Origin of the sequence: Devosia sp. Leaf64, from assembly GCF_001421945.1 — a bacterium.
Lineage (GTDB): Bacteria > Pseudomonadota > Alphaproteobacteria > Rhizobiales > Devosiaceae > Devosia.
In genome coordinates this window covers 696,564-721,354 of sequence record NZ_LMLO01000021.1, presented here as the reverse complement: position 1 = coordinate 721,354, position 24,791 = coordinate 696,564, and the positions used below count along the sequence as shown (strand labels likewise).

Here is a 24,791-nt window from a genome sequence, read left to right as displayed (position 1 = left end):
TCCGTTTTTAGAGGGGCACATGGCCAAGCAACGCAGCAAACATCTGCTGCCCGGTTTCGGGCTGACCATGGGTATTTCGCTTTTCTATATCACCCTCATCATTGCGCTGCCGATCCTCGCCATGCTGCTCAAGGTTGCGGGCATGGGGCTGCCCGAATTCTGGCGGATCGTCAGCTCCAATCGGGCGCTGGCAGCCTATCGGATAACCTTTAGCTCAGCGCTGATTGCGACTGTGATCAATGGTGTGGTCGGGCTGTTGTTGGCCTGGGTACTCACCCGCTATCGCTTTCCCGGCCGGCGCATTCTTGATGCTCTTATCGATCTGCCCTTTGCCCTGCCGACGGCGGTGGCGGGGCTCGTGCTGGTCACGCTTTTCGCCGACACCGGCTGGTATGGCCAGTTGCTTGAGCCCAATGGCATCAAGGTCAATTACACCCAGCTTGGCATTATCCTCGCGATGACTTTTACCTCGATCCCCTTCGTCGTGCGCGCGGTGCAGCCGGTGCTTGAAGAGGTCGATGCCGATTTCGAAAGTGTCGCGACGACTTTGGGCGCATCGCGCTGGCAGGTTTTCAGCCGCATCATCTGGCCGACGATTTTGCCTGCTTTCATCGGCGGATGCGTGCTGTCGTTTGCGCGCTCGCTGGGCGAGTTCGGCGCCGTGGTGTTCATTGCCGGCAACCTGCCGGGCCTGACTGAAATTGTGTCACTGCTGATCTTCATCCGGCTCGACGAATATAACTACGAGGCAGCGGCGGCACTGGCATTCGTGCTGCTTGTCGTCGCGCTGGCGACGCTCATCGCCACCAATATGTTGGCCGCCTGGCAGGTGCGCTATGTCGGGAGGAAGAGCTGATGGTCGGCGCCCCGCCACGGTCTGCAGGCAGCATTTTGCTGATCCTGCTGGCTTTTGTCTTCGCCGGCATCGCTTTGCTGGCGCCCCTGGCGCTCATTTTCAGCTTCGCGCTGCGCGAGGGGCTCGGTGCCTACTTTGCGGCGATCTTCGAGCCGGGAACGCTGCATGCGATCTTCCTGACGGTGGTCACCGCCATCATTGTCGTTCCGATCAACATGTTTGTTGGCGCTGCGCTGGCTTGGCTCGTGACGCGCTTCACGTTTCGCGGGCAACAACTGCTTGTGGCCGTTATCGAATTGCCGGCGGCTATCAGCCCGATCGTTGCGGGCGTGGTCTATCTCTTCCTCTATGGCAATCAGGGGCTGCTGGGACCGATCCTCCAGCCGCTCGGCCTGCAGATCATGTTTACGCCGCTTGCCATCGTGCTGGTCAGCCTTTTCGTCACCGCGCCTTACGTTGCGCGTGAGCTGATCCCGCTGATGCGGCAGCAGGGCACCGAAGATGAGGAGGCCGCGCTGTCGCTCGGGGCCAATGGCTGGCAGATGTTCTGGCATGTCACCCTGCCCAATATCCGCTGGGGGCTGGTCTATGGAGCGGTGCTGACCAATGCGCGCGTGATGGGCGAATTCGGGGCTGTGTCGGTTGTGTCCGGATCGATCCGCGGGCAGACGAATACCTTGCCGCTGCAAATCAATCTGCTGTTCAACGACTTCAACATTGCCGGGTCGTTTGCGGCGGCGTCAACGCTGGCGCTGATTGCCGTGGTGACACTGCTGATCAAATCTTCCCTAGAGGCCAACGTCCGGGGATAGTTGGATTTTTCTCCGCTTGCATGTTCGCCCCGATGTAGCCGCAGATAATCTGTGTTAATGATGCACGCGGATGTGCAGGCGGCGCCATCCAGCAAGAGAAAAAGTCGCTTGAGCTGGCGCTCTTCCGCCCCTAGAGCGTTGGGCAGGAACATTTCATGCACACCGTTCAGACCATCGACCTGCGCAATCGCGACCCACTGCTCCTCGGCGCCACGCCGCTGGTCATGGGCATTCTCAACGTGACCCCAGACAGTTTTTCCGACGGCGGACTGCACGACAATCTTGACCTCGCGGTCGCGCACGCGCGAGCCATGGTTGAGCAAGGCGCGCATATTCTGGATGTCGGCGGCGAAAGCACCCGGCCCGGCTCTGAAACCGTCGCGGTGCAGGAAGAACTCGACCGGGTGATCCCGGTGATCGATTCCATCCGCAGCGCCGGGATCACCACGCCGATTTCGATCGATACCAACAAGCCGCTTGTTGCCGATCAGGCCATCCAGGCCGGTGCCGATATCATCAATGACGTGCTTGGCCTCCAGGGGCCGGCTGAAATGGCGGAGATCGCGGCGCTTTATGGCGTGCCGGTGGTCGCCATGCACTGGGACAAGCTCTGGGACGCGCAGACCGACCCAATGCCTGCAATGCTCGACTATTTCAGGAAAACGCTCGCCGCAGCGCAGGCCAAGGGCATCAAAGACGCCCAAGTGATCCTCGATCCCGGCTTTGGCTTTACCAAGACCCTGTCGCAGAACTACCAGATTTTGCGAGAGCTTCCCAAGCTTGCCGAGGCTTTTCCAGAGCATGGCATTTTGGTGGGTACATCGCGAAAATCGATGATCGGCCGTTTGCTCGACAATTTACCCAACCAGCGGCTGGCGGGCACGGTGGCCACGACGGTGCAAGGCTATGAACGGGGCGGCCACATCTTTCGCGTGCATGATGTCGGCGCCAACCGTGATGCGCTTCGTGTGGCGCAGGCGACGCTTTACGGCCCCTGAATAGGACTTTTCATGACTCATCCATTCACCGGCGACCGTATCATTCTTCGCGACCTCGGCTTTTATGGCTATCACGGGCTCTTTGCCGAGGAAGAAAAGCTGGGGCAGCGGTTCTTCATCGATCTCGAATGCGGTGTCGATCTGACGGCGCCGGGCGAGAGCGACGCGATTGGGCACACCGTCTCCTATGCCGATATCTATGATGTGGTGAAGGCAACGTTCGAGAAGCGGACCAAGCTGATCGAGGCGCTGGGACAGAATGTGGTTTCGGCGCTATTCGAGCGGTTTTCCGATATCAACTGGATCATCATTCGCATTCGCAAGCCCGAGGCGCCGATTGCCATGGTGCGCGGCGAGGCGGCGATTGAATTACATCGCGTGAGGCCGAACTGATGGCCCTGGCCTGGCTCAGCCTTGGGGCGAATATAGGCGATCCGCGGGCGCAACTTGCAGAGGCGATCCGGCGGCTCGATGCGCATCCGCATATTCGGGTGGCAAAGCAGTCCTCGGTGATCGCGACCAAGCCTTGGGGCAAGACCGATCAACCGGATTTTGCGAATATGGCGGCGGAGATCGAGACTGATCTTGAGCCGATTGATCTGCTGCATATCGCGCTCGATACGGAGCGGGAGATGGGCCGGGTGCGGCACGAGGTCTGGGGACCGCGCGTGATCGATATCGACATCATTGCCTATGAGCGGATCGAGATGCAGACGGGGCGGCTCACCCTGCCCCATCCGCATGCACACGCGCGCGATTTCGTGTTGGTGCCCTTGCGCGAGATCGCGCCGGATACCGCCGATTGGATCGTCGGCCTAAGCGCGTAAAGCCTCTACGACGGCGACGGCGGTATCGAACTCCACGCGGCGCTTGGCGCGGCGGACCATGGCTTCGTCGTCTTCGCCCCAGAGGCGGATCTGGTGGTCTTCATCGACATGGGCGGCGGTCCAGACCTGATCTGCCGTCAGAAGTTGATGCAGCAGCGCGATGGCGAGGAGGCCTGAGCCGGTGATGCCGGTGATGGAGACCAGCGCCGTCAGCGAGAGCAGTCCCTGCCCTTCGAGAGCGGCATCGAGCCGCTGAAGCGTCGAAGCGGGCTGCGGCTGGTGGATGATGCCTATGGTCGGCTGGAAGGCGACATCGAAGTGGCGCGCGAGCTTGACCAAGGCGCCATCCCAATGGAGTTCCTGATCGGCCACCAGCTCTTCCGGCGCGTCGGCGCGGTAGAGCAGCAGGTCGTTGCCGGCGAACTTGCCGATCTCGGCGCGGAAGGCCGGCGCTTGTTCCTCGCCGCTTTCGACGGCGGAATTGATGAGGCGCACCATGGGCATGGTGGTGGGGTCGACATATTTGTCCTGCGCGGCCCATTCGGTGGCCATGGCTTGCGCGATGGATTGGGCGGGGACGACGACTGGGAGCTTGCGGCCAGGCGTGCGGGTCGGCTTGCCGTCGAGCGTGACGACGAAGCCGTCATCGGTGCGGGCGACATCGACGTCCTTATAGAAGCGCTTGGGCAGCTCGATCTGGTTCATATGCTGCGCCTGGCCATAGCCAAACTCCTGATTTTTCAGGGCATCTTCGAGCTGGTCGCGCATGTTCAGTCCAATACGTGTTTGATCGCCGCGGGCAGATCGGCGTAGCTATCTACGAGAATATCTGCGCCGGCGGCTAGCAACTCATCGTTGTCGTGGTGTCCCCAGGTGACACCGATGGCCTTGGTGCCCGCGGCTTTCCCCATTTCGATGTCGTAGGTCGTGTCGCCGATGATGACCGTGTCGGCTTTGTCGGCGCCCGTTTCGGCCATGGCGCGCAGCATCATGCCGGGATGTGGCTTAGATGGGTTGTGATCGGGCGTCTGCAAGGTCACGAAATGATCGGCGATGCCGTGTAGTTGGGTCAGGCGGTGAACGCCATTGAGGCCCTTGCCGGTGGCGATGCCGAGGAGCGTATCGGGCCAATCCTTAAGAAGATCAAGGGCTTCGCGGGCGCCAGGGAAGAGGCCCTCGCGGCCTTCGGCCTGGACGAGCGAGGCGCGATAGTGCTTGCGATAATCCTCGGCCATCTGCTCGGCCTGGGGAGTCACATCGGTACCGAGGAGACGCGCGATGGCGACCGGCAACGATAGGCCGATGACGCGGCGTGACTGGGCCGGGCTTGGTGGGGGAAGCCCGGCAGTCTCGAAGGTGGTCGTCATATGTTCGACGATCAGGGCTTCGGTGTCGATCAGCGTCCCGTCCATGTCGAACATAATCAGTTTCATGCATTGTCCTCTGGATCGGTGTCCTGCACGTCGAAGCGTTCGGCATCGAAGCCGAGGGCATCCCAGCTTTCGCGCATATGCGGCGGCAAAGGCGCTGAAATATCGAGCCTTTTGCCATTGCGGAGCGGGAGAGCGATACGGCGGGCGTGAAGGTGCAGACCCTCACCGAGGCCGGGCGCCGGCATCCAGTTTTCGATGTTGAAGTAGCGCGGATCGCCGATAATCGGCGTGCCGAGCTGGGCCATGTGGACGCGGAGCTGGTGGGTACGGCCGGTGACGGGCTTGAGCGTGACCCAGGCAAAGCGGCGGCTGGCGGTGTCGGTGGTCGAATAATAGCTCGAGGAGTGGACCGCGCCGGGCGCGCCATTTTTGACCACGACCATCTGCTCACCGTCTTCGGTGACGCGCTTGGCGATGAAGCAGGAGATTTCGCCCTGGCGCGGCGTCGGGTTGCCGGCGACCAGAGCCCAATAAATCTTGCGGGCCGAGCGCGACATGAAGACCTTGCCGAAATGCGTGGCCGCGGCACCGGTCTTGGCGACGACGAGGCAGCCGGAGGTGTCGCGATCTAGGCGATGGACGAGGCGCGGGGCTTCGCCGAGCTTGTTGGGCAGGCTTTTGAGGAGCCCGTCGAGGTGGCGCGTGGTGCCGCTGCCGCCCTGGACGGCAAGGCCGTGGGGCTTGTTGAAGACGTAGAGATCATCATCCTCATAGAGGATTATGTCCTTGAGATATCTCGCATCTTCCTGATTGACCTTGACCGGACGAACCGTGCCGGGATCATCGACCGGCGGGATGCGGACGACCTGGCCTTCGGCAAGACGCGTGCTCGTCTCGGCCTTGGCCTTATCGACCTTGACCTCACCATTGCGGATCAGCTTTTGCAGGCGGCCAAAACCAACCTGGGGGAAATGCCGGGCAAACCAGCGGTCGAGACGCATGCCGTCTTCGTCTGCCGTGACTTCCCGATGTTGAACGCCACTCATGCGGGGCCGCCTCTCGTTATCAGAAGGCCGAGATATAGGCCCACGAGGCAAACTACAACCGACAAGGCGACATAGAGCCCAGCTTGCAGCCATGCGCCGCGTTCGAAGAGGGTTATGGTGTCGAGGGAAAAGGAAGAAAAGGTGGTGAAACCACCGAGAATGCCGACGGCGACGAAAAGCCTGGCTTCTTCCTGATTGGGCGGCAGGAAGCGGGCCATGAGGCCGACGAAGACGCCCATGGCGATCGAGCCGATGATGTTGATCAGCAGCGTCGCCAGCGGAAAGCCCATTGGCCAGAGGCGGCCAATGAAGCCGGCGAGGCCGTAGCGGGCCATGGCGCCAATGGCGCCCCCAGCGCCGACGAGGAGGAAGCCATTCATGGCTGGTCCGATCTGGCGCAAGAGTAGCACTGGAACTGGAGCACGGGGATTACTCGTCTAGCGCGTTGCGATTGCGGGACTTTTCGGCGCGGAGGCGCGAGAAATAGTCCATGCGTTTTTTGAGATCGCGCTCGAAGCCGCGCTCGACTGGCTGATAAAACTGTTGTCGGCCAAGGGCTTCGGGGAAATATTCCTGGCCTGAAAAGGCGTCGGGAACGTCGTGATCGTATTGGTAGCCCTCGCCATAGCCTTCGCCCTTCATCAGCTTGGTTGGGGCGTTGAGAATGACCATTGGCGGCATAGGCGAACCGCTTGATTTTGCGAGGGAAATCGCTGCCTTGAAGGCGGTATAGACGGCGTTGGATTTGGGCGCGAGGGCGAGATAGACGACGACTTGCGCGAGCGCCAGTTCGCCTTCGGGGGACCCGAGCATCTGGTAGGAATCGCGGGCGGCAACGGCCAGTGGCAGCGCCTGGGGATCGGCATTGCCGATGTCCTCAGAAGCCATACGAATCAAGCGTCTAGCTAAGAAAAGCGGATCCTCGCCCGCAACAACCATGCGGGCGAAATAATAGAGCGCGGAATCGGGATCGGAGCCGCGAATGGTCTTGTGGAGCGCGGAAATGAGGTTGTAGTGGCCGTCCTGCGCCTTGTCGTAAATGGGCGCGCGACGCTGCACTACTGTTAGCATTCCGTTAACATCGAGCGTCTCATTGGCGCGAGATGACGCCAAGATCTCTTCGACGAGCCCCAGAAGGGCACGACCGTCGCCATCGGCAAGGCCGAGGAGGGTGTGACGCGCTTCGTCGGTCAGCGGTAATGTGGAGCCGAGGAGCGTCTCGGCGCGCTGGAGGAGAAGTTCGAGATCGGGCGCGGCCAGCGACTCGAAACGGAGGACCTGGCTGCGGGACAGAAGCGCGGCGTTGAGTTCGAAGGATGGGTTTTCTGTCGTCGCGCCAACGAGGACGACGGTACCGTCTTCCATGACCGGCAGGAAGCTATCCTGCTGGGCACGATTGAAGCGGTGGATCTCGTCAACGAAGAGCAGCGTGCGATGCCCTGAAAGGCGCTCGAAGCGTGCTTTTTCAAAAACCTTCTTGAGATCGGCGACGCCGGAGAAGATGGCGGAAATCTGCTCGAAGCGGAAACCGATCTGATCGGCGAGGAGACGCGCAACCGTCGTCTTGCCCGTGCCGGGAGGGCCCCAAAGGATCAGTGAGCCCAGGCGACCGGAGGCGAGCATACGCGTTAGCGTGCCATCTGGGCCGAGTAGGTGCGTTTGGCCGATGACTTCATCGAGCGCGCGTGGGCGCAACTGATCGGCGAGCGGACGGGCCTTATCGGTTTCGGTGGGGTCGGCGGCGAAGAGATCGGACATGGAATTTATCTAGCAGATTGTATGATGCTGCGCACCAGTGCGAGGGGCGGCGCGGCTGACAAAATGATTCACAAATGCTGGCCAGCTCCTTGTGCAGCATGGCTTTCTGGCGATGGCAGCGAGGGAGATGCGGTGTTGTGCCGGTGTTTTATTTCAGCGACAGTTCAGGCTCATGAGGAGGGAATGAGCATGGTTCGCGGATTGCTGGCTCTGATGGTCATTGTGGGTGCAGGCTACATGCCGGCGTGGGCACAGGAGGATGCGGTCGGGGTGCCAGGGCCGGTGGTCTACGATGGCACGAGCTTTGAACTGGCGTGGACGACCCACCCGACCGAGACATTCTACAAACAGGAATATGTGCCCGAAGGCCAGACGGTCGAACGCTATGATGAAATGTTCATGGTTGATGTACTGACCGAGGGGCCGACGCCGGATGCTGCGGCGCAGTCGATCGTGGAATCGCTCGGGGAGCGGAAGGGCACCGATCCGGTGGTCAATTTCCAGGTCATGAAGAATGAAGCAACGGGCGAGGTGTTGCTCGACTTCTTGCTCAGTAGCGACGAGGGCGGGACGCTGATCGTCGAATGGAATGCCTATCGCTATGTGCCGGTGGGTGATGGTGTTGCGATGTTTGGGATTAGCCGGCGGGGATATGATGACGGCGCTGCGGATTTGCTGATGGCGCTGAAGGATTGGCGCATGGGGGCGATTGAGGAATTGGCGGGGATGGAACTGCCGGAGATCGTGGTGGAGTGAGGGGAGGGCTGGTGGGTGTGGCTCCACCCCCTCCCGGCCTCCCCCATCTAGGGGGAGGTGGGGATCGAGTTTGGGAAAGTGGCGGTGCATGCCCGCCATTCGAGCTTAGCTCTCATGGCCTGACGGCCTAAATTCGCTCCACTGGAGCGAATTTTTTACGGCCGTCAGCCACTAACAATCGCCCGACTAACCCTTCCATCCCGCTGCAGAATGATCTGCCAGGTCCTCACGCGCTGCGAGGCTAGCGTGCTGAACGACTGGGCGTCGGTGATGACGGTGTCGTTGAGCTGGAGGATGATGTCGTCAACCTTGAGGCCCATGGCTTCGGCAGGCGAGCCAGAGGCGACGGCGGTGACGATGACGCCTTTGGCGTCATAGGGGAGGATTTTGGACTCGGCCAAGGCCGGGTCGAGCTGGCGGACGGTGACGCCGGAGAAGCGCGAGGTGGCCGAGATGGTGGCCGTCGCGTTGTCCGCAGGCGCTGGGGCGGCTTCGACGGGGAAATCGACGGTGTCGGTGGCCGTGCCGCGGAGGCGCTCGAGCTTGGTCGTCTGGCCGATCGGCTTGGTGGCCAGGCGGAAGTTGAAGGCACTGGGGTCATCGACCTTTTGGCCATCGACGGAGAGGATCACGTCGCCGGACTTGAAGCCGGCGCGGGCGGCGGGGCCATCGGGGGCGACTTCGGTGATGAGGGCGCCGTGGGGCGCGTCCATGCCGAGGCTCGTGGCGATGTCGGAATCGACGGCCTGCATCTTGGCGCCGAACCAGGGGCGAATGATCGCGCCGCCAGTGACGCCGGCATCGGCGACGAGCTTGGCCATATTGGCGGGGATGGCAAAGCCAATGCCCACCGAACCGCCGGACTGGGAATAAATTGCGGTGTTGATACCGACGAGGTGCCCCTGCATATCGACGAGGGCGCCGCCGGAATTGCCGGGATTGATGGCGGCGTCGGTCTGGATGAAGAACTCGTAGTTCGAACTTTCGACACCTGTGCGGGCGAGCGCCGAGACGATGCCCGAGGTCACGGTCTGGCCGACGCCGAAGGGATTGCCGATGGCAAGAACCAGATCGCCGACGAGAAGCTTGTCGCTATCGGCAAAGGTGATGGCCGGGAAGGTGACGCCGCGTGGATCGCGGACGCGGAGGACGGCGAGATCGGTCTGCTGATCTTCGACGACAACGTCGACTGCGAATTCGCGGCCATCGCTGAGGGAGATGCGGACATCTGTGGCGCCGTTGATGACATGGGAATTGGTGAGGATCACCCCGCCGCCATCGACGATGACGCCAGAGCCGAGAGCGCGGGACTCGCGCGGGCGGGATTGGAACTGATCGCCGAAGAAGCGGGAAAAGAACGGGTCATTGGCGAAGGGCGACGCGGATTGGGCTTCGATGCGCGTGGCGTAAACATTGACGACCGAGGGGGAGACAGCCTGGACGATGGGCGCGAAGCTGAGCTGCACCTGGGGCTGGCTTGTGGGCACGGCGCGCGGCGCGGTGTCTGGGATGGCGTCAGTCGAGGGGGGCGGCGTGGCAGCTTGCGCCTGAACCTGTTGAACCTGCGCCTGCCCCGGAGCGTTCCAAGGGGAGAAGGCCAGTGTGCCGCCGATGGCGATGACCGCCACGGCGAGACCCGAAAAGACGAGCGATCGCAAAGACATGGGTAAACCTTCAGCTGCGGATTTCTGGCCCGCTGGCCTTCCGCTTGCACAGCGACGAAAGCGCCCGGATTCTGTCATCAAAATGACGCGGCAACATTGTTGTTTCGCAAGGCAAATAAACGTTTGCGCGAGTGGGCACGCGGCCCTATATGCAGCGCTCGATTTCGCGATGTTTACGAAACGGAAACACTTAAGCACCGCGAATTTCCCTGACCTCTCCAGCCCCGAAAGGCCTGTTGTCCAATGACTGACGAGCCGAAGACCGTTTACGCCAATACGTCCGCCCTGATCGCGGCCGAGGCGCCGGACTTTCCTTCTTTCCTTTTCTCGGAAAAGGAATTCCACAGGGCTGTTAAGGTCTTCAGGAAGGGTTTTGACGGGCTTCTTACCTATGCCGTGAAGTGCAACCCGTCTCCGCACATCATTGCCCAGCTGCACCGCGAAGGTCTCAAGGCGTTTGACGTTGCCTCGAACACCGAAATGGAACTGGTGCGCGACCATGCGCCGGGCGCGGTGATGCACTACAACAACCCGATCAAGAGCAAGCGCGAAATCGAGCGCGCTTATGAAGAGTTCGGCGTTCGCTCCTTCACCATCGACCACCCGCAGCAGCTCGACCAGCTCGCCGCCGTCGTCTCGCCATCGCGCGATGTGGAAGTCACCACGCGCTTCAAGGCCGGCAAGGCACTGAAGAGCTACGACTTCGGAATCAAGTTCGGCGTCATGGAACAGGGTGCGGCCGAAATCGTGCAGGCCGTCGAGAAGATGGGCTACACCCCGAGCCTTTGCTTCCACGTCGGTTCGCAGTGCGAAGACGCCTATGCCTATGAGCGGCATATCGCGGCTGCAGCGCGTATCGTCGAAGAGGCCGGCATCGATCTCAAGCGCCTCAATATCGGTGGTGGCTATCCCGCCCCCTACCCGACCAGCGAAGCGCCGCCGATGGACTATTATTTCGAGACCATCTCGCAGGCCGTTTCCGACCATTTTGGCGACAAGAACACGCCCGAACTGATCATCGAGCCGGGCCGTGCGCTCGTGACCTCCTCGACGTCACTGCTGTTGCGCGTAAAGCATCAGCGCGGCGGACAATCGGTCTATGTGAACGATGGCGCCTACGGTTCGCTGATGGAAGTGAAGTTCATGCACTTCACCCCGCCGCTCCGCGTGTGGCGCGGGCCGCGTGTGCACGACAACGATCAGGAATTTTCCGAATTCACCATCTGGGGCCCGACTTGCGACAGCTATGACGTGCTGCCGCAGGTGTTCACCCTGCCGGCCGATATCGATGAAGACGACTGGATCGAATTCGGCCTGATGGGTGCTTATACCCAGGCTTCGCTGACCCCGTTCAACGGCTTTGACCGTCGCGACCAGTATTGGGTCGAGGACGTGTATACGGGCAAGGATATGGCGCCGGCTGAGTAAGAATTTTGCGCGTTTGATTGTGGACCCGCTCGGGCTGATGGCTCGGGCGGGTTTTGTTTTGTTGGAACGTTGACCACTCACCGACTGTCATCCCCGCGGAAGCGGGGATCCATCTTGAGATCTCGGGATGGGCCCCGGCCTTCGCCGGGGTGACAATCGAGCTGGGGTTTGAATCAGGAAACGCTGAGTCTCCGCAGTGGGTTAGCCAGCAGCCTTCACGGACTGATTCCGCGTCTTCTTGGGCCGGATCAGCCCGAGGCGGAGGAGGCTTTCGGCGGCAGAGAGGATGGCGTCTTCGGGTGTGTGGTAGGGGCGGCCAAGGAGGCGTTGGCCTTTGCTGCCATTGAAGTGTTTTTCGTTGCCGATGTCGTTGATGATCTGGCGGACGGGACCGCCAAAATTGGCGAGGAGCCGCATGATCCAGTCCGGGACGGTTCTCAGCGTCACTGGATAATCGGGATAGGCGGCGCGGAGGATGGCGGCGACTTGCTCAAAACTTTGATAGGGGCCGGTGCAGAGATAGCGCTGGCCGATGGACTCGCGGCTGCGGAGCGCGGCGAGGTGCATGGCGGCAACGTCGCGGACGTCGCTGATGGCAAAGCCGACGCGTGGCATGGCGGGCGTCGAGCCATCGAGGAGGCCGCTGACGAGGCCGAGGGAGATGCTGGTTTCCTTGTCCGTGGCAGGGCCGAGGATGGCGCCGGGGTGGATGGTGGTCAATTCCAGTCCCTTGCCGCTGGCAAAGGCCCAGGCGGCCTGCTCGGCGCGGGTCTTGCCGATGCAATAGGCCCAGGGGCGGCGGAGTTTGGTCAGGTCGGTGAAATCGGCCTCGGTATAGGTGCGTTGGCCGGAATGATGGTCGTGGCCATAGCCGACGGTTGCGATCGAGGACGTCATGATGACGCGGCGCACGTGTTCCTGGGCCGCGAAGCGGAGGACGCGCTCGGTGCCTTCGACGGCGGGGCGAATGACCGTCGACGGGTCCTTGGGCTCGGCGGCGGTGATAACAGTCGCCACGTGCATAACGGCCTGAACGTCCTCCATAGCTCGGGCCCAACCAGCATCATCGAGGAGATCGGCCTCGAAGATTTCGAGGCGATCGGAGAGGCCTGGCGCGAGGGTGTCGAGGGCGGCATTGATGCTGAGGAGCTTGGTGCGGCTGCGGACGGTGCCGCGCACGCGATATCCGGCCCGCAAAAGCTCCCCGATGAGGTGCTTGGCCACAAAACCGGAGGCGCCGGTGACGAGGATGCGGTCCATGATTTGCCCCCAATTTTATCTCCCCTGCCCTACACGCGACGGCTCGGAGCCGGAAGCGGCAAAATCAGTTGGCGGGCATGAAATTTTTGCGTGGCAATAGCTTAGCCGTCATACACGTGTCGTTTTGGGGCCATGGTGGAGAAATCTGCGGGACATTAGTCTGAAAGCATTTCGGCCGATCGTCTAGCATGCATGGCAGGAGACACCTGCCGCTGCCACAAGGAGGCAAGAATGCAGTTTCTCGTCGCTATCCATCTGCCTGACGACTACGACCCAACCAAGGAAGACGCGTCGCTGCGCCAGGAAATTTCCGATCTCAATGAAGAGATGATCGCTCAAGGTGTGCGCGTCTTTGTCGGCGGGCTCGAGCCGGCGACAAGGGCGCGGACGATTCGTGCGGCCAGCAATGGTGGGATCATGGTCACCGATGGGCCGTTCGTCGAAGCCAAGGAGCATGTCGGCGGCTTTTGGGTGCTGGACTGTGCCAGCGTTGAGGAAGCTGTCGAATGGGGACGAAAGGCCACGGCGGCCTGCCGGGCACCGGTCGAGGTGCGGCAGTTTTTGGGCGCGCCGCCGGAGAGGTTGAAGGCGCGGGCGGAAGCTGAGGGACGAAAGGCTTGAGGGGAAGGCACGACGTTGTGGTTCGAGGCTTGCAAGGCAAGGCAATTCGCCATCAGGTCTACCGACACTCTGAAGGCCCCCTCACCCGACGCTTTGCGTCGACCTCTCCCCCGAAGGGAGAGGTGAAAGAAAAAAGGGCGGCCACTGGGGCCGCCCTTTGAATTTGGAAGAAGCGAGGCTTATGCGGCTTCGGCTTCGTTTTCGTCGTACTGGACCGGACCCGAATCCTGGCCCTTGGCATCGACGTCGCGATCGACGAATTCGATGACGGCCATCGGGGCGTTATCGCCATAGCGGAAGCCGGCCTTCAGGATGCGGATATAGCCGCCCTGACGTTCAGCATAGCGCGGGCCGAGCACGGCGAAGAGCTTGGCAACCATGGCTTCGTCGCGGATCTGCGCGATCGCCTGACGGCGAGCGTGCAGGTCGCCGCGCTTGCCAAGGGTGATGAGCTTCTCGACGATCGGACGGAGGTCCTTGGCCTTGGGAAGGGTCGTGACGATCTGTTCGTGCTTGATCAGGGCAGCGGACATGTTGGCGAACATGGCCTTGCGGTGAGAAGCGGTACGGCTGAGTTTGCGGCCGCGATTACCGTGTCGCATGGGTATCTCCTAAAATCTTGGCAGCGCCGGATCAATAATGATCTTCGTAGCGCTTGGCGAGGTCATCGATATTCTCAGGGGGCCAATTGGCCACGTCCATCCCGAGATGAAGCCCCATCTGTGCCAGGACTTCCTTGATTTCATTAAGCGACTTGCGGCCGAAATTCGGGGTCCGCAGCATCTCGGCTTCCGTCTTCTGGATAAGGTCGCCGATGTAGACGATGTTGTCGTTCTTGAGGCAGTTCGCCGAACGGACAGACAGTTCGAGCTCGTCGACCTTCTTGAGCAGCGCCGGGTTGAAGGCGAGTTCCGGGACAGAGTCCTGGGCCTTCTCCTTGGTGGGCTCTTCGAAGTTGACGAAAACCGACAGCTGATCCTGGAGGATGCGCGCAGCGTAAGCCACTGCATCTTCCGGCGACACGCCGCCATTGGTTTCGACTGAAAGCGTCAGCTTGTCCTTGTCGAGGCTTTCACCGGCACGGGTCGCATCAACCTTATAGCTGACACGGCGCACAGGCGAGAACAGCGCATCGACGGGAATGAACCCGATCGGGGCATCTTCCGGACGGTTCTTGTCGGCCGGGACATAGCCCTTGCCGGAATTAACGGTGAACTCGATGTTGATCTCGGCGCCATCGTCGAGGTGGCAGATCACGAGTTCGGGGTTCAGGACTTCGATATCGCCGGAGACCTTGATGTCACCAGCGGTCACGGCACCCGGACCCTGCTTGGAGAGAGTAAGACGCTTCGGGCCCTCGCCACCCATCTTGATGGCGATTTCCTTGACGTTGAGCACAAGGTCAGTGATGTCCTCACGCACGCCGGGAAGCGACGAAAATTCGTGCAGAATGCCATCGATCTGGATAGCGGTTACTGCTGCGCCCTGAAGCGAAGACAGCAAGACGCGACGCAGGGCGTTGCCCAGGGTAAGGCCGTAGCCGCGCTCAAGCGGTTCGGCAATAACCGAAGCCTGACGCGCATCGGCACTATCCGAAACAATCTCCAGCTTGGTCGGCTTGATGAGTTCCTGCCAGTTCCTCTGGATCGTCACGGTATTGTCCTTTCAAAATCGCGGCCCGGAAGGCCGCACCGCCGCAAACACAATAGGACTCCCGGCCAAAAGCCGGGAGTTTACCAAGTGGTCTATTCGTTAGACGCGGCGCCGCTTGCGCGGACGGCAACCATTGTGCGGGATGGTGGTGACATCGCGGATCGAGGTGACGTTGAAGCCGGCTGCCTGCAGCGCGCGGAGCGCCGATTCACGGCCTGAACCTGGACCACGAACTTCGACCTCAAGGGTCTTCATGCCGTGTTCCTGAGCCTTCTTTGCAGCATCTTCAGCGGCAACCTGGGCAGCATATGGGGTCGACTTGCGCGAGCCCTTGAAACCCATAACGCCCGAGGACGACCACGAAATCGTGTTGCCCTGCATGTCGGCGATGGTGATCATGGTGTTGTTGAAGGAGGCGTTTACGTGTGCAACGCCCGAAGTGATATTCTTGCGCTCCTTGCGGCGGACGCGCGTCGTGTCAGTCTTTGCCATTCAATTCCTCTGGGGTATCGGCGCTGCCGTAGTACCAGCAGCTCCACCACGGAAGAAGCGGATCAGGATTTCAGCGATCTCCTTGCCGGAGACCAACCTACCCTGCATCCGCCCTTCCAATTCACATTACCAACCCGCTTGTGCGGGCCAGCTCTTACTTCTTCTTGCCGGCGATCGGCTTAGCCGGACCCTTACGGGTACGAGCATTGGTATGCGTACGCTGACCGCGGACCGGAAGGCCACGGCGGTGACGCAGACCGCGATAGTTGCCGAGGTCCATCAAACGCTTGATGTTCATCGCAACGTTGCGACGAAGATCGCCTTCCACGACGTAGTCGCGGTCGATCGCTTCACGGATCTGGATAACTTCGGCGTCGGTCAGTTCATTGACGCGGCGCTCGGCCGGAATACCGACCTTGGTCGTGATATCATTGGCGAACTTTTCGCCGATCCCGTGAATATACTGCAGCGCGATTACCACGCGCTTGTTCGTCGGGATATTGACGCCAGCAATACGAGCCACGTCTGCTCTCCTTCATTCAACACGCGCCATCGCGGCGGGTGTCTTTAAACAACAAGGGACCGGATTTCGACCCCCAACCAATGTGAGGAACCGAACCCAGCCCAATAATCCATGAGACTGGTGCGGTTCTTTAAGGATTCGAAAAGGCGAAGTCAACAGTCCCCGCCCTACGAACTTACTTGTCTAGAGCCTTCTTGATGGCTCCAGTGACATTCTCGACCGGCTCCATGCCGTCCACCGTCTTCACCAGACCCTGTTGACCGTAGTAATCGACCAATGGGGCGGTGCTGGTGGTGTAGACATCCAGGCGCTTGCGGATGACGTCCGGATTGTCATCCGGACGATTGCTATCCTTGGAGCGCTGAATCACCCGGCGCACGAGCTCGTCGGCATCTGCAGTGAGCTCGATGACGGCGTCAAGCTTGAGACCTTTGTTCGCGAGCATGGAATCGAGAGCCTGAGCCTGCGCAATGGTGCGCGGGAAACCATCGAGAATGAAACCAGGCTTGCAGTCTTCGGCATCGATTCGTTCAGAGACGATGCCGTTGACAATAGTATCCGAGACGAGATCGCCCCGATCCATGATCGCCTTGGCTTCGAGCCCAAGCGGCGTTTGATCGGCAATAGCGGCCCGCAGGATGTCACCAGTGGACAATTGCGGGATGCCGTAGGCTTCAACCAGAATCTTGGCCTGCGTGCCCTTGCCCGCCCCTGGCGGTCCCAACAGGATCAGTCTCATCGACGCTTGCCTCCTCCAAGGCGGGATTTCTTCAGCAGCCCCTCATATTGCTGGGCCACGAGATGGCTCTGGATCTGGCTGACCGTATCGAGGGTCACCGTCACCATGATCAGCAGCGATGTGCCGCCGATGAACTGGGCAACCGCAAGCTGGCTGAACATCAGTTCCGGAATCAGCGCGATCACCGTGAGGTAAAGGGCACCGACAACGGTGATGCGCGTCAACACATAATCGATGTGCTGCGCGGTGCGCTCACCCGGACGAATGCCCGGAATGAAGCCGCCAGAGCGCTTGAGATTGTCTGCCGTCTCGGTCGGATTGAAGACAATGGCCGTGTAGAAGAAGGCAAAGAAGATGATGAAGAAAGCAAAGAGCGCCAGGTGCAGCGGCTGACCGCGGCCGAGGAGCGCCGTGACCGTCGTCAGCCAGCTCGGGGCATTGCCCTGGGCTGCGAAGGACGCGATCGTTGCCGGCAGAAGCAGCAACGAGGAGCCGAAGATCACCGGGATAACGCCCGAAGTGTTCAGCTTGAGCGGCAGATGCGAGGTATCGCCCTGGAAGAGCTTATTGCCCACCTGACGCTTCGGATACTGGATCAGAAGTCGGCGCTGCGCACGCTCGAAGAAGACGATGATCGCGATGACGATCAGCGCCAAGACAATCATGCCGACCGCAGCAAAGGCAGGAATTGCGCCAGTGCGGCTCAATTCGAGCGTCTGGGCGACGGTCGAGGGAAGATTGGCGACGATACCGGCGAAAATGATCAGCGAAATACCGTTGCCGACGCCACGCGAGGTGATCTGCTCGCCGAGCCACATCAGGAACATGGTGCCGCCCACAAGGGTGACCACGGTCGAGAGGCGGAAGAACCAGCCTGGATTGAGCACAACGCCCTGGCTGCCCTCGAGACCGACCGCAATGCCATAGGCCTGCACGGCGCAGAACACGACCGCCAGATAGCGGGTGTACTGGTTCATCTTGCGGCGCCCGGCTTCACCCTCTTTCTTGAGAGCTTCGAGCTTTGGCGAAGCGGTCGCGATCACCTGCACGACGATCGAAGCCGTGATGTAGGGAATCAGGTTAAGCGCAAAGATGGCCATACGCTCAACGGCACCGCCGGAGAACATATTGAACATGCCGATGATGCCCTGCTGGCTCTGCTCGAAAGTCGCGCGGAACGCATCGGGATCAATGCCCGGAACAGGAATGAAGGTGCCCAAACGATAGACAAGCAGCGCGCCCAGTGTGAACCAGATGCGCTGCTGAAGGGCTTTCGCCTTGGAAAAGGTCGAGAAACTGAGATTGCGAGCAAGTTGCTCGGCTGCGGACGCCATACTTCGCTCCCTAGAGCCGTGTGCGATTCGACGGGATCAAATCGGATGCCCTAAAACTTTGTTGTCGCAAGGCTCGTACGGAAAACCGCTGCGCATATTTCCCGCGCCCTGCCCTATGGCCGAAAGCCAGAGGCGCTTGGAGCGCCCAAGGAGCATATAGGACAGCAACCCCGGCGCAACAAACCAAAAAACGCACCCGACCGCGAGGCCGGGTGCGTAATCACCAAATTACTTGGCGGCGTATGGGGTCTTCTTCCAGGTTTCCTTGACCGGGATCAAGTCAACCTTGCCGCCGGCGCCTTCGATGGCAGCGGTAGCACCCTTGGTCGCATAGTCCACCTTGAAGGTGACCTTGGAGGCGGTGAAGCCTTCCGAACCAATGAGACGGACACCGTCCTTGGCGCGACGGATCACGCCGGCAGCAACGAGCGCAGCAGCGTCGATGACGCCCTTTGCATCGAGCTTGCCCGAGTCGATATAGGCCTGGATGCGGTCAACGCGAACCTGATTCCAATCCTTGGGGTTCCAAGCATTGAAGCCACGCTTCGGCATACGCATGTGAAGGGGCATCTGGCCGCCTTCGAAGCCGTTGATCGCGACACCGGCGCGGGCCGTCTGGCCCTTGCCACCACGACCACCGGTCTTGCCAACGCCGGAGCCGATACCACGGCCCACGCGAACGCGGACCTTGTTAGCGCCGTCGTTGTCGCGAAGTTCGTTCAAACGAGTCATTTGTCGAGCCTTCCCTCTTACTCGCCGATTACACGGACGAGGTGCGGGACCTTGTTGATCATGCCACGGACTTCGGGCGTATCAATCAGCTCGCGCTCTTTGTTCATCTTGTTCAGCCCGAGACCGATCAGGGTCGCGCGCTGGCTCTTTTCGCGGCGGATCGGCGAACCGACCTGCTTCACGGTGATCATCTTCTTATCAGCCATTGTGCTTCTCCGTTCCTACGGGGCTCAGGCTTCGACAGCAGTCTCGCCGCGGCGAGCTTGCAGTTCGGAGACCTTGAGGCCGCGGCGGGCAGCCACGGCGCGGGGGCTATCAACGCGCTTGAGAGCGTCGAAAGTCGCGCGGACCATGTTGTAAGGGTTCGAGGTACCCGTGGACTTGGCGACGATGTCGTTGATCCCGAGGGTTTCGAAGACGGCGCGCATCGGACCACCGGCGATGATGCCGGTACCCGGAACGGCTGCACGCAGCACGACCTTGCCGGCGCCATGGCGGCCGGTGATGTCGTGGTGAAGCGTACGGGCATCACGCAGCGGCACGCGGATCATCTGGCGCTTGGCCTGTTCCGTTGCCTTGCGGATTGCTTCGGGAACTTCACGGGCCTTACCGTGACCGAAACCGACGCGACCCTTCTGGTCACCAACAACGACGAGGGCTGCAAAACCGAAGCGCTTGCCGCCCTTCACAACCTTGGCCACACGGTTGATGTGGACCAGGCGATCGACGAACTCGCTTTCGCGCTCTTGAACGTCTCTGCTCATAATGTTTTTCCTCGCCGCTGTTAGAACTGCAGACCGCCCTCACGGGCAGCATCTGCAAGGGCCTTAACGCGGCCGTGATAAATGTAAGCGCCGCGATCAAAGATCACTTCGGCAACGCCAGCCTTCACACCGCGCTCGGCGATCAGCTTGCCAACGACGGCAGCTGCCTCGGAGGTGCCGCCGCTCTTGAGCGAGCTGCGCAGATCCTTTTCGAGGGTGGAAGCCGCTGCCAGCGTACGACCATTCGCGTCGTCGATGATCTGGGCGTAGATGTTCTTGTCCGAGCGGAAAACGCTGAGACGGGCGCGACCGAAGGCACGAGCCTTGAGCGCCTTGCGGACACGAGCCTTGCGACGTGCCGCACCTTTTGCAGAAATTGCCATAGGTGGCGCTCCTTACTTCTTCTTGCCTTCTTTGCGGAAGACCTGCTCGCCGGCGTAACGCACGCCCTTGCCCTTGTAGGGCTCGGGGGGACGCCAGCCGCGGATCTCTGCCGCAACCTGACCAACCTGCTGCTTGTCGATGCCAGTGATGACGATCTCGGTCGGCGCAGGAACCGCCAGGGTAATACCCTGCGGGGCCTTGTAGATCACTTCGTGGCTGAAACCGAGCGAGAGCTTGACGTCCTTGCCCTGCATGGCGGCGCGGTAACCAACGCCCTGGATTGCCAGCTTCTTTTCGAAACCGGCGCTTACACCAGTGACCATGTTCTGGATCAGCGCGCGCGTGGTGCCCCAGGCAGCACGTGCTTCGCGGGTGTCGTTAGCCGGGGTGATGACAACCCCATCGGAACCCTGCTCGACATTGACGATATCCATGAGCGGGAGGCTCAGCTCGCCCTTCGGGCCCTTGGCGGAGACGGTGCGATCATTGACCGTAACCGTAACGCCATTAACCGGGGCCACCGGTTTCTTGCCAGTACGTGACATTCTATATCCTTGAGTAATCGTCTTGTCGCGCATCCAATGCGCGTGAAGGTGCCCGAAAACAGAGCCGATCAGCGTTTCCGAGAAACGTTGATCGCGCTCCTATCAGTTTTTGCCGCACTTACAACAGGAAAAGTGGAATCCACTTCTCCTCAAAGTGCATCAATGGACTTCGGGCCCACACGCATTAGAAGACGCGGCAGAGTACCTCGCCACCAACGTTGGCAGCCTTGGCTTCGTGGTCGGCCATCACACCCTTGGGGGTGGAGAGGATCGACACGCCGAGGCCATTCGCCACCTGCGGAATATTCTTGACCGACGCATACACGCGGCGGCCGGGACGGGAAACGCGCTCGATGGTGCGGATCACGCCTTCATTGTCCGAATACTTGAGTTCGATTTCGTATTCGGCAGCGCCGTTTTCGAACTTGGTCTCGGAGTAGCCGCGGATGAAACCCTCGGACTGGAGAACGTCCAGCACGCGACCGCGAAGGGTCGAGGCTGGGGTCGAAACGGTGTTCCGGCGACGCTCTTGAGCGTTGCGGATACGGGTCAGCATGTCGCCGATTGGGTCAGAAAAGCTCATTTATGTCTCTCCTTACCAGCTCGACTTCACGAGACCCGGGATCTGGCCCAGGTTGCCCAGCTGACGCAGGGCGATACGGCTCATCTTGAGCTTACGGTAGTAAGCGCGTGGACGGCCCGAAACTTCGCAACGGTTGCGAACGCGAACCTTTGCCGAGTTGCGCGGCAATTCAGCCAGCTTGAGGGTGGCCTTGAAACGCTCTTCGATCGACAAGGTCTGATCCTTGACGGTCGCCTTGAGGGCAGAACGCTTCTCAGCATACTGCTTAGCGAGCTTGGCGCGCTTGTTGTTCTTTTCGATGGAACTGGTCTTTGCCATGTTCTGATCCTTTATCCCTTCCCTGCCCGCTTACTGGCGGAACGGGAAGTTGAAAGCGCGCAGCAGAGCCCGAGCTTCATCATCCGTCTTGGCCGTCGTGGCAATCACGATATCCATACCCCAGACCTGATCGATCTGATCATAGTTGATCTCGGGGAAAATGATGTGTTCCTTGATGCCCATGGCATAGTTGCCACGGCCGTCGAAGGAGTTCGGATTGAGACCGCGGAAGTCGCGGACGCGCGGGAGTGCGATGTTCACCAGACGATCCAGGAACTCGTACATGCGGGTCTTGCGCAGCGTCACCTTGACACCGAGCGGCATCTCTTCGCGGACCTTAAAGCCTGCGATCGACTTGCGGGCATGGGTGATAACCGGCTTCTGACCCGCAATCTTTTCCAGTTCCGCAGCAGCCGACTTCACCTTCTTGGTGTCGTTGACAGCTTCACCGACGCCCATGTTCAGAACGATCTTGTCGAGCTTTGGCAGCTCCATGACGTTCTTGTACTCGAACTGCTTGGTCAGCTCGGCCTTGATGGTTTCGTCGTAGTAGGTCCGCAGGCGCGGAACGTAAACGGTCTCAGCCATCGATCTGGCCTCCGGTCGTCTTGGCGACGCGAGTCTTCACGCCGTCCTTGATCTGGAACCCGACGCGGGTGGGCTTGCCATTGGCGTCGGCGACGGCCAGGTTCGACAGGTGGATCGGCGCTTCCTTGGTGAAGATACCGGCGTCCTGCGAGGCAGTCTGCTTCTGGTGCTTGCGAACAAGGTTGATACCCTGGACAAGCGCTTTGGTTTCGGTGGGAATGACCGACAAGACCTGACCGGTCTTGCCCTTGTCCTTGCCAGCCAGGACGACGACTTTATCGCCCTTTTTGATCTTGGAGGCCATTACAGCACCTCTGGAGCGAGCGAGATGATCTTCATGTGGTTCCGGGCGCGGAGTTCGCGCGGAACAGGTCCGAAGATACGGGTGCCGATCGGCTCTTTCTGATTGTTGATCAGAACCGCGGCGTTCTTGTCAAAACGGATGACGGTGCCATCGGGGCGACGGATGTCGGTTGCGGTGCGAACGACCACAGCTTTCATAACCTGGCCCTTCTTTACACGGCCGCGCGGAATAGCGTCCTTGACCGAAACGACAATAATGTCGCCGACCGAGGCGTATTTACGATGCGAACCGCCCAGCACCTTGATGCACATGACACGACGAGCGCCGGAATTGTCCGCGACGTCGAGATTTGATTGCATCTGGATCATAACTGGATGCCTTCTAGTTGAATCGGCAGCACCGTCACCCGGCGCGCCGACCTAATTGAAATTCTCTTACGCCGCAGGGACAAGCGTCCAGCGCTTGTTCTTGCTGATCGGTGCGGTTTCTTCGATCCACACGATATCACCGACTTTTGCCACATTAGCTTCATCGTGAGCGTGATACTTCTTGGAACGACGCACTGTCTTCTTCAGAAGGGGGTGCGTAAAACGGCGCTCGACCCGGACCACGATGGTCTTCTCGTTAGCGTCGGAGACAACAGTCCCCTGCAAAACGCGCTTTGGCATGGGTTTTATTCCTTACTTAGCTGCGTTCTTTTCGCCGAGGATCGTCTTGATCCGCGCGATATCGCGGCGGACCAACTTGACCTGGGCGGGCTTTTCCAGCTGCTGGGTAGCGCGCTGGAAACGCAGGTTGAACTGTTCTTTCTTAAGGTCGACGAGCTGATCTTTCAGTTCGTCTGCGGTTTTGCTCCGCACATCACTGGCTTTCATGCTCGTGTCCTTAGTCGACAATGCGCGTAACAATGCGCGTGGTGATCGGCAACTTCATTGCTCCGAGGCGAAGCGCCTCCTTTGCAACGTCTTCGGGTACGCCGTCAATCTCAAAAACGATGCGGCCCGGCTTTACGCGTGCTGCCCAGTATTCAACGGAGCCCTTACCCTTACCCATACGGACTTCGGTAGGCTTCTTGGAAACCGGCAGATCCGGGAAAATACGGATCCACACGCGGCCCTGGCGCTTCATCTCACGAGTGATAGCGCGACGGGCTGCTTCGATCTGACGCGCGGTAACGCGTTCGGGTTCGGTCGCCTTGAGGGCATAGGAGCCGAAAGCCAGCTCGGTGCCACCCTTGGCAAGACCATGGATGCGGCCCTTGTGGGCCTTGCGGAACTTAGTACGCTTCGGTTGCAGCATAATTGTTCAACCTTCTTATGCGCGTTCGCGGTCGCGATCGCCACGCTCACGGCGCGGTTCGCGCTCAGAACGTTGGCCACCTTCGCTACCTTCGGTAGCGCGACGCTCGTGGGCGGAAGGATCGTGCTCAAGGACTTCGCCCTTGAAGATCCAAACCTTGATGCCGATGATGCCGTACGTGGTTTCGGCTTCAGCCGTACCGTAGTCGATATCGGCGCGCAGGGTGTGCAGCGGCACGCGGCCTTCGCGGTACCATTCGGTACGAGCGATGTCGGCGCCACCAAGACGACCACCAACGTTGACGCGGATACCACCGGCGCCCATGCGGATTGCAGTCTGCACTGCACGCTTCATGGCACGACGGAAGGCAACGCGGCGTTCGAGCTGCTGGGCAATGCCCTGAGCAACAAGGGTCGCATCGGTTTCCGGCTTGCGCACTTCAACGATGTTGATGTGCACTTCGCTGTCGGTGAACTTCTTCACCTTGGCGCGGATCTTGTCGATGTCAGCGCCCTTCTTGCCGATCACGATGCCCGGACGAGCAGTGTGGATCGACACGCGGCACTTGCGGTGCGGACGCTCGATTACGATCTTGGAGACCGCAGCGGCCTTGAGATCCTTCATCAGGGTGGTGCGGATCTTCAGGTCTTCTTGAAGAAGCGTGCCATATTCGCCCTTGTTGGCGTACCAGCGGCTATCCCAGGTGCGATTGATGCCCAGACGGAAGCCGATTGGATTGATTTTCTGACCCATTATGCGGCCTCCTCAACTTGCCGGACGATGATCGTCAGATGCGAGAAAGGCTTCTGGATCTGCGACGACTTGCCGCGGCCACGAGCCATGAAACGCTTCATGACGAGCGAGTTGCCCACAAAGGCTTCGGCAACGACGAGCGCGTCGGTATCGAGGCCATGGTTGTTTTCGGCATTGGCGATGGCGCTCTCGAGCACCTTCTTCACCTGGCCGGAGATGCGCTTGTGGCTGAATTCGAGATCGGCCAGAGCCTTCTCAACCTTCTTGCCACGGATCAACTGCGCGACGAGGTTCAGCTTCTGAGGGCTGATGCGCAGCATGCGCAGGACAGCCTTAGCCTCGTTGTCTTTGAGAGCGCGCTCAGTCTTTGGCTTGCTCATC

Annotated in this window: 36 protein-coding genes; 8 read left to right on the top strand and 28 right to left on the bottom strand. The window is 60.4% G+C overall.

Annotation, left to right across the window (positions count from 1 at the left end; translation table 11 throughout):
* Positions 1-19: 19 nt before the first annotated feature.
* From cysT to folK, 5 genes are all read left to right on the top strand, one after another.
* Positions 20-856: a sulfate ABC transporter permease subunit CysT gene (cysT, locus tag ASE94_RS16460; RefSeq protein WP_061906803.1), complete on the top strand. Its 837-nt coding sequence runs from the start codon at positions 20-22 to the stop codon at positions 854-856.
* Positions 856-1,668 carry a sulfate ABC transporter permease subunit CysW gene (gene cysW / locus ASE94_RS16455; protein WP_062631260.1) on the top strand — a complete coding sequence of 271 codons (813 nt, stop codon included), beginning with the start codon at positions 856-858 and terminating at the stop codon, positions 1,666-1,668. Before cysT ends, cysW begins: the two co-directional genes overlap by 1 nt.
* 155 nt (positions 1,669-1,823) lie before the next feature.
* On the top strand, positions 1,824-2,666 hold the full coding sequence (gene folP, locus ASE94_RS16450) for a dihydropteroate synthase (RefSeq protein ID WP_062631259.1): 843 nt from the start codon (positions 1,824-1,826) through the stop codon (positions 2,664-2,666).
* 12 nt (positions 2,667-2,678) lie between these two features.
* A complete protein-coding gene (gene folB / locus ASE94_RS16445; protein ID WP_061906806.1) occupies positions 2,679-3,059 on the top strand; it encodes a dihydroneopterin aldolase in 381 nt (126 codons plus the stop codon).
* On the top strand, positions 3,059-3,493 hold the full coding sequence (folK, locus tag ASE94_RS16440) for a 2-amino-4-hydroxy-6-hydroxymethyldihydropteridine diphosphokinase (protein ID WP_062631258.1): 435 nt from the start codon (positions 3,059-3,061) through the stop codon (positions 3,491-3,493). Before folB ends, folK begins: the two co-directional genes overlap by 1 nt.
* Here folK and ASE94_RS16435 read toward each other — a convergent pair.
* Genes ASE94_RS16435 through ASE94_RS16415 form a run of 5 tightly spaced genes read right to left on the bottom strand, consistent with a single transcriptional unit; the run spans position 3,482 to position 7,670 of the window.
* Positions 3,482-4,261: an ATP12 family protein gene (locus ASE94_RS16435; RefSeq protein WP_062631257.1), complete on the bottom strand. Its 780-nt coding sequence runs from the start codon at positions 4,259-4,261 to the stop codon at positions 3,482-3,484. The genes folK and ASE94_RS16435 overlap by 12 nt on opposite strands.
* Before the next feature lie 2 nt (positions 4,262-4,263).
* On the bottom strand, positions 4,264-4,926 hold the full coding sequence (locus ASE94_RS16430; RefSeq protein ID WP_062631256.1) for an HAD-IA family hydrolase: 663 nt from the start codon (positions 4,924-4,926) through the stop codon (positions 4,264-4,266).
* Complete coding sequence (locus ASE94_RS16425; RefSeq protein ID WP_062631255.1) at positions 4,923-5,912, bottom strand: RluA family pseudouridine synthase; 990 nt, start codon at positions 5,910-5,912, stop codon at positions 4,923-4,925. Before ASE94_RS16425 ends, ASE94_RS16430 begins: the two co-directional genes overlap by 4 nt.
* A complete protein-coding gene (gene crcB, locus ASE94_RS16420) occupies positions 5,909-6,292 on the bottom strand; it encodes a fluoride efflux transporter CrcB (RefSeq protein ID WP_062631254.1) in 384 nt (127 codons plus the stop codon). The genes ASE94_RS16425 and crcB overlap by 4 nt, the downstream gene beginning before the upstream one ends.
* Before the next feature lie 49 nt (positions 6,293-6,341).
* Entirely contained in the window at positions 6,342-7,670 is a 1,329-nt protein-coding gene (locus ASE94_RS16415) for a replication-associated recombination protein A (protein ID WP_062631253.1), read from the bottom strand.
* 183 nt (positions 7,671-7,853) lie between these two features.
* Between ASE94_RS16415 and ASE94_RS16410 the strand changes: the two genes are divergently transcribed.
* The gene (locus ASE94_RS16410) at positions 7,854-8,426 is read left to right on the top strand and encodes a hypothetical protein (RefSeq protein ID WP_062631252.1); all 573 of its coding nucleotides are present in this window, start codon (positions 7,854-7,856) and stop codon (positions 8,424-8,426) included.
* 164 nt (positions 8,427-8,590) lie between these two features.
* Here the strand turns inward: ASE94_RS16410 and ASE94_RS16405 are convergent, their stop codons facing one another.
* Positions 8,591-10,090 (bottom strand): Do family serine endopeptidase, encoded by a 1,500-nt coding sequence (locus ASE94_RS16405; protein WP_082461251.1) that lies wholly within the window; start codon positions 10,088-10,090, stop codon positions 8,591-8,593.
* A gap of 243 nt (positions 10,091-10,333) precedes the next feature.
* Between ASE94_RS16405 and ASE94_RS16400 the strand changes: the two genes are divergently transcribed.
* On the top strand, positions 10,334-11,518 hold the full coding sequence (locus ASE94_RS16400; RefSeq protein ID WP_062631251.1) for a hypothetical protein: 1,185 nt from the start codon (positions 10,334-10,336) through the stop codon (positions 11,516-11,518).
* Between the two features lie 201 nt (positions 11,519-11,719).
* Here the strand turns inward: ASE94_RS16400 and ASE94_RS16395 are convergent, their stop codons facing one another.
* Positions 11,720-12,778: an NAD-dependent epimerase/dehydratase family protein gene (locus ASE94_RS16395; protein ID WP_062631250.1), complete on the bottom strand. Its 1,059-nt coding sequence runs from the start codon at positions 12,776-12,778 to the stop codon at positions 11,720-11,722.
* A 231-nt stretch (positions 12,779-13,009) separates the two neighbouring features.
* Between ASE94_RS16395 and ASE94_RS16390 the strand changes: the two genes are divergently transcribed.
* Complete coding sequence (locus ASE94_RS16390) at positions 13,010-13,399, top strand: YciI family protein (protein WP_062631249.1); 390 nt, start codon at positions 13,010-13,012, stop codon at positions 13,397-13,399.
* A gap of 179 nt (positions 13,400-13,578) precedes the next feature.
* Here ASE94_RS16390 and rplQ read toward each other — a convergent pair whose 3' ends face one another.
* The 21 genes from rplQ to rplV all read right to left on the bottom strand — a co-directional run bounded on the left by rplQ (position 13,579) and on the right by rplV (position 24,790).
* A complete protein-coding gene (gene rplQ, locus ASE94_RS16385) occupies positions 13,579-14,001 on the bottom strand; it encodes a 50S ribosomal protein L17 (protein ID WP_061906817.1) in 423 nt (140 codons plus the stop codon).
* Between the two features lie 31 nt (positions 14,002-14,032).
* Positions 14,033-15,052 (bottom strand): DNA-directed RNA polymerase subunit alpha, encoded by a 1,020-nt coding sequence (locus ASE94_RS16380; RefSeq protein ID WP_062631248.1) that lies wholly within the window; start codon positions 15,050-15,052, stop codon positions 14,033-14,035.
* 99 nt (positions 15,053-15,151) lie between these two features.
* Complete coding sequence (rpsK, locus tag ASE94_RS16375) at positions 15,152-15,544, bottom strand: 30S ribosomal protein S11 (RefSeq protein ID WP_061906819.1); 393 nt, start codon at positions 15,542-15,544, stop codon at positions 15,152-15,154.
* Positions 15,545-15,698: 154 nt separating this feature from the next.
* Positions 15,699-16,067: a 30S ribosomal protein S13 gene (gene rpsM / locus ASE94_RS16370; protein WP_061906820.1), complete on the bottom strand. Its 369-nt coding sequence runs from the start codon at positions 16,065-16,067 to the stop codon at positions 15,699-15,701.
* A 175-nt stretch (positions 16,068-16,242) separates the two neighbouring features.
* Positions 16,243-16,806 (bottom strand): adenylate kinase, encoded by a 564-nt coding sequence (locus ASE94_RS16365; protein WP_061906821.1) that lies wholly within the window; start codon positions 16,804-16,806, stop codon positions 16,243-16,245.
* Entirely contained in the window at positions 16,803-18,140 is a 1,338-nt protein-coding gene (secY, locus tag ASE94_RS16360; protein WP_061906822.1) for a preprotein translocase subunit SecY, read from the bottom strand. Before secY ends, ASE94_RS16365 begins: the two co-directional genes overlap by 4 nt.
* A gap of 228 nt (positions 18,141-18,368) precedes the next feature.
* Positions 18,369-18,872, bottom strand: a complete 504-nt coding sequence (gene rplO, locus ASE94_RS16355) for a 50S ribosomal protein L15 (RefSeq protein WP_062631247.1) — start codon at positions 18,870-18,872, stop codon at positions 18,369-18,371.
* Between the two features lie 17 nt (positions 18,873-18,889).
* On the bottom strand, positions 18,890-19,078 hold the full coding sequence (rpmD, locus tag ASE94_RS16350) for a 50S ribosomal protein L30 (protein ID WP_061906824.1): 189 nt from the start codon (positions 19,076-19,078) through the stop codon (positions 18,890-18,892).
* Positions 19,079-19,102: 24 nt separating this feature from the next.
* Positions 19,103-19,636, bottom strand: coding sequence for a 30S ribosomal protein S5 (gene rpsE / locus ASE94_RS16345; protein WP_035080856.1), 534 nt, complete (start codon positions 19,634-19,636; stop codon positions 19,103-19,105).
* A 20-nt stretch (positions 19,637-19,656) separates the two neighbouring features.
* Complete coding sequence (gene rplR, locus ASE94_RS16340; RefSeq protein WP_062631246.1) at positions 19,657-20,019, bottom strand: 50S ribosomal protein L18; 363 nt, start codon at positions 20,017-20,019, stop codon at positions 19,657-19,659.
* Between the two features lie 12 nt (positions 20,020-20,031).
* Positions 20,032-20,565 (bottom strand): 50S ribosomal protein L6, encoded by a 534-nt coding sequence (gene rplF / locus ASE94_RS16335; protein ID WP_061906826.1) that lies wholly within the window; start codon positions 20,563-20,565, stop codon positions 20,032-20,034.
* 184 nt (positions 20,566-20,749) lie between these two features.
* On the bottom strand, positions 20,750-21,148 hold the full coding sequence (gene rpsH, locus ASE94_RS16330; protein ID WP_061906827.1) for a 30S ribosomal protein S8: 399 nt from the start codon (positions 21,146-21,148) through the stop codon (positions 20,750-20,752).
* A 12-nt stretch (positions 21,149-21,160) separates the two neighbouring features.
* A complete protein-coding gene (rpsN, locus tag ASE94_RS16325; protein ID WP_061906828.1) occupies positions 21,161-21,466 on the bottom strand; it encodes a 30S ribosomal protein S14 in 306 nt (101 codons plus the stop codon).
* 30 nt (positions 21,467-21,496) lie between these two features.
* The gene (gene rplE / locus ASE94_RS16320; protein ID WP_061906829.1) at positions 21,497-22,054 is read right to left on the bottom strand and encodes a 50S ribosomal protein L5; all 558 of its coding nucleotides are present in this window, start codon (positions 22,052-22,054) and stop codon (positions 21,497-21,499) included.
* The gene (rplX, locus tag ASE94_RS16315) at positions 22,047-22,358 is read right to left on the bottom strand and encodes a 50S ribosomal protein L24 (protein ID WP_061906830.1); all 312 of its coding nucleotides are present in this window, start codon (positions 22,356-22,358) and stop codon (positions 22,047-22,049) included. The genes rplE and rplX overlap by 8 nt, the downstream gene beginning before the upstream one ends.
* Positions 22,358-22,726, bottom strand: coding sequence for a 50S ribosomal protein L14 (rplN, locus tag ASE94_RS16310; RefSeq protein WP_035080843.1), 369 nt, complete (start codon positions 22,724-22,726; stop codon positions 22,358-22,360). The genes rplX and rplN overlap by 1 nt, the downstream gene beginning before the upstream one ends.
* A gap of 66 nt (positions 22,727-22,792) precedes the next feature.
* On the bottom strand, positions 22,793-23,026 hold the full coding sequence (rpsQ, locus tag ASE94_RS16305) for a 30S ribosomal protein S17 (RefSeq protein ID WP_061906831.1): 234 nt from the start codon (positions 23,024-23,026) through the stop codon (positions 22,793-22,795).
* A gap of 12 nt (positions 23,027-23,038) precedes the next feature.
* Entirely contained in the window at positions 23,039-23,233 is a 195-nt protein-coding gene (rpmC, locus tag ASE94_RS16300; RefSeq protein WP_061906832.1) for a 50S ribosomal protein L29, read from the bottom strand.
* Positions 23,234-23,243: 10 nt separating this feature from the next.
* The gene (rplP, locus tag ASE94_RS16295; protein WP_061906833.1) at positions 23,244-23,657 is read right to left on the bottom strand and encodes a 50S ribosomal protein L16; all 414 of its coding nucleotides are present in this window, start codon (positions 23,655-23,657) and stop codon (positions 23,244-23,246) included.
* A 15-nt stretch (positions 23,658-23,672) separates the two neighbouring features.
* Positions 23,673-24,410: a 30S ribosomal protein S3 gene (gene rpsC, locus ASE94_RS16290; protein ID WP_061906834.1), complete on the bottom strand. Its 738-nt coding sequence runs from the start codon at positions 24,408-24,410 to the stop codon at positions 23,673-23,675.
* The gene (gene rplV, locus ASE94_RS16285) at positions 24,410-24,790 is read right to left on the bottom strand and encodes a 50S ribosomal protein L22 (RefSeq protein WP_056308259.1); all 381 of its coding nucleotides are present in this window, start codon (positions 24,788-24,790) and stop codon (positions 24,410-24,412) included. Before rplV ends, rpsC begins: the two co-directional genes overlap by 1 nt.
* Between the last annotated feature and the right edge of the window lies 1 nt (position 24,791).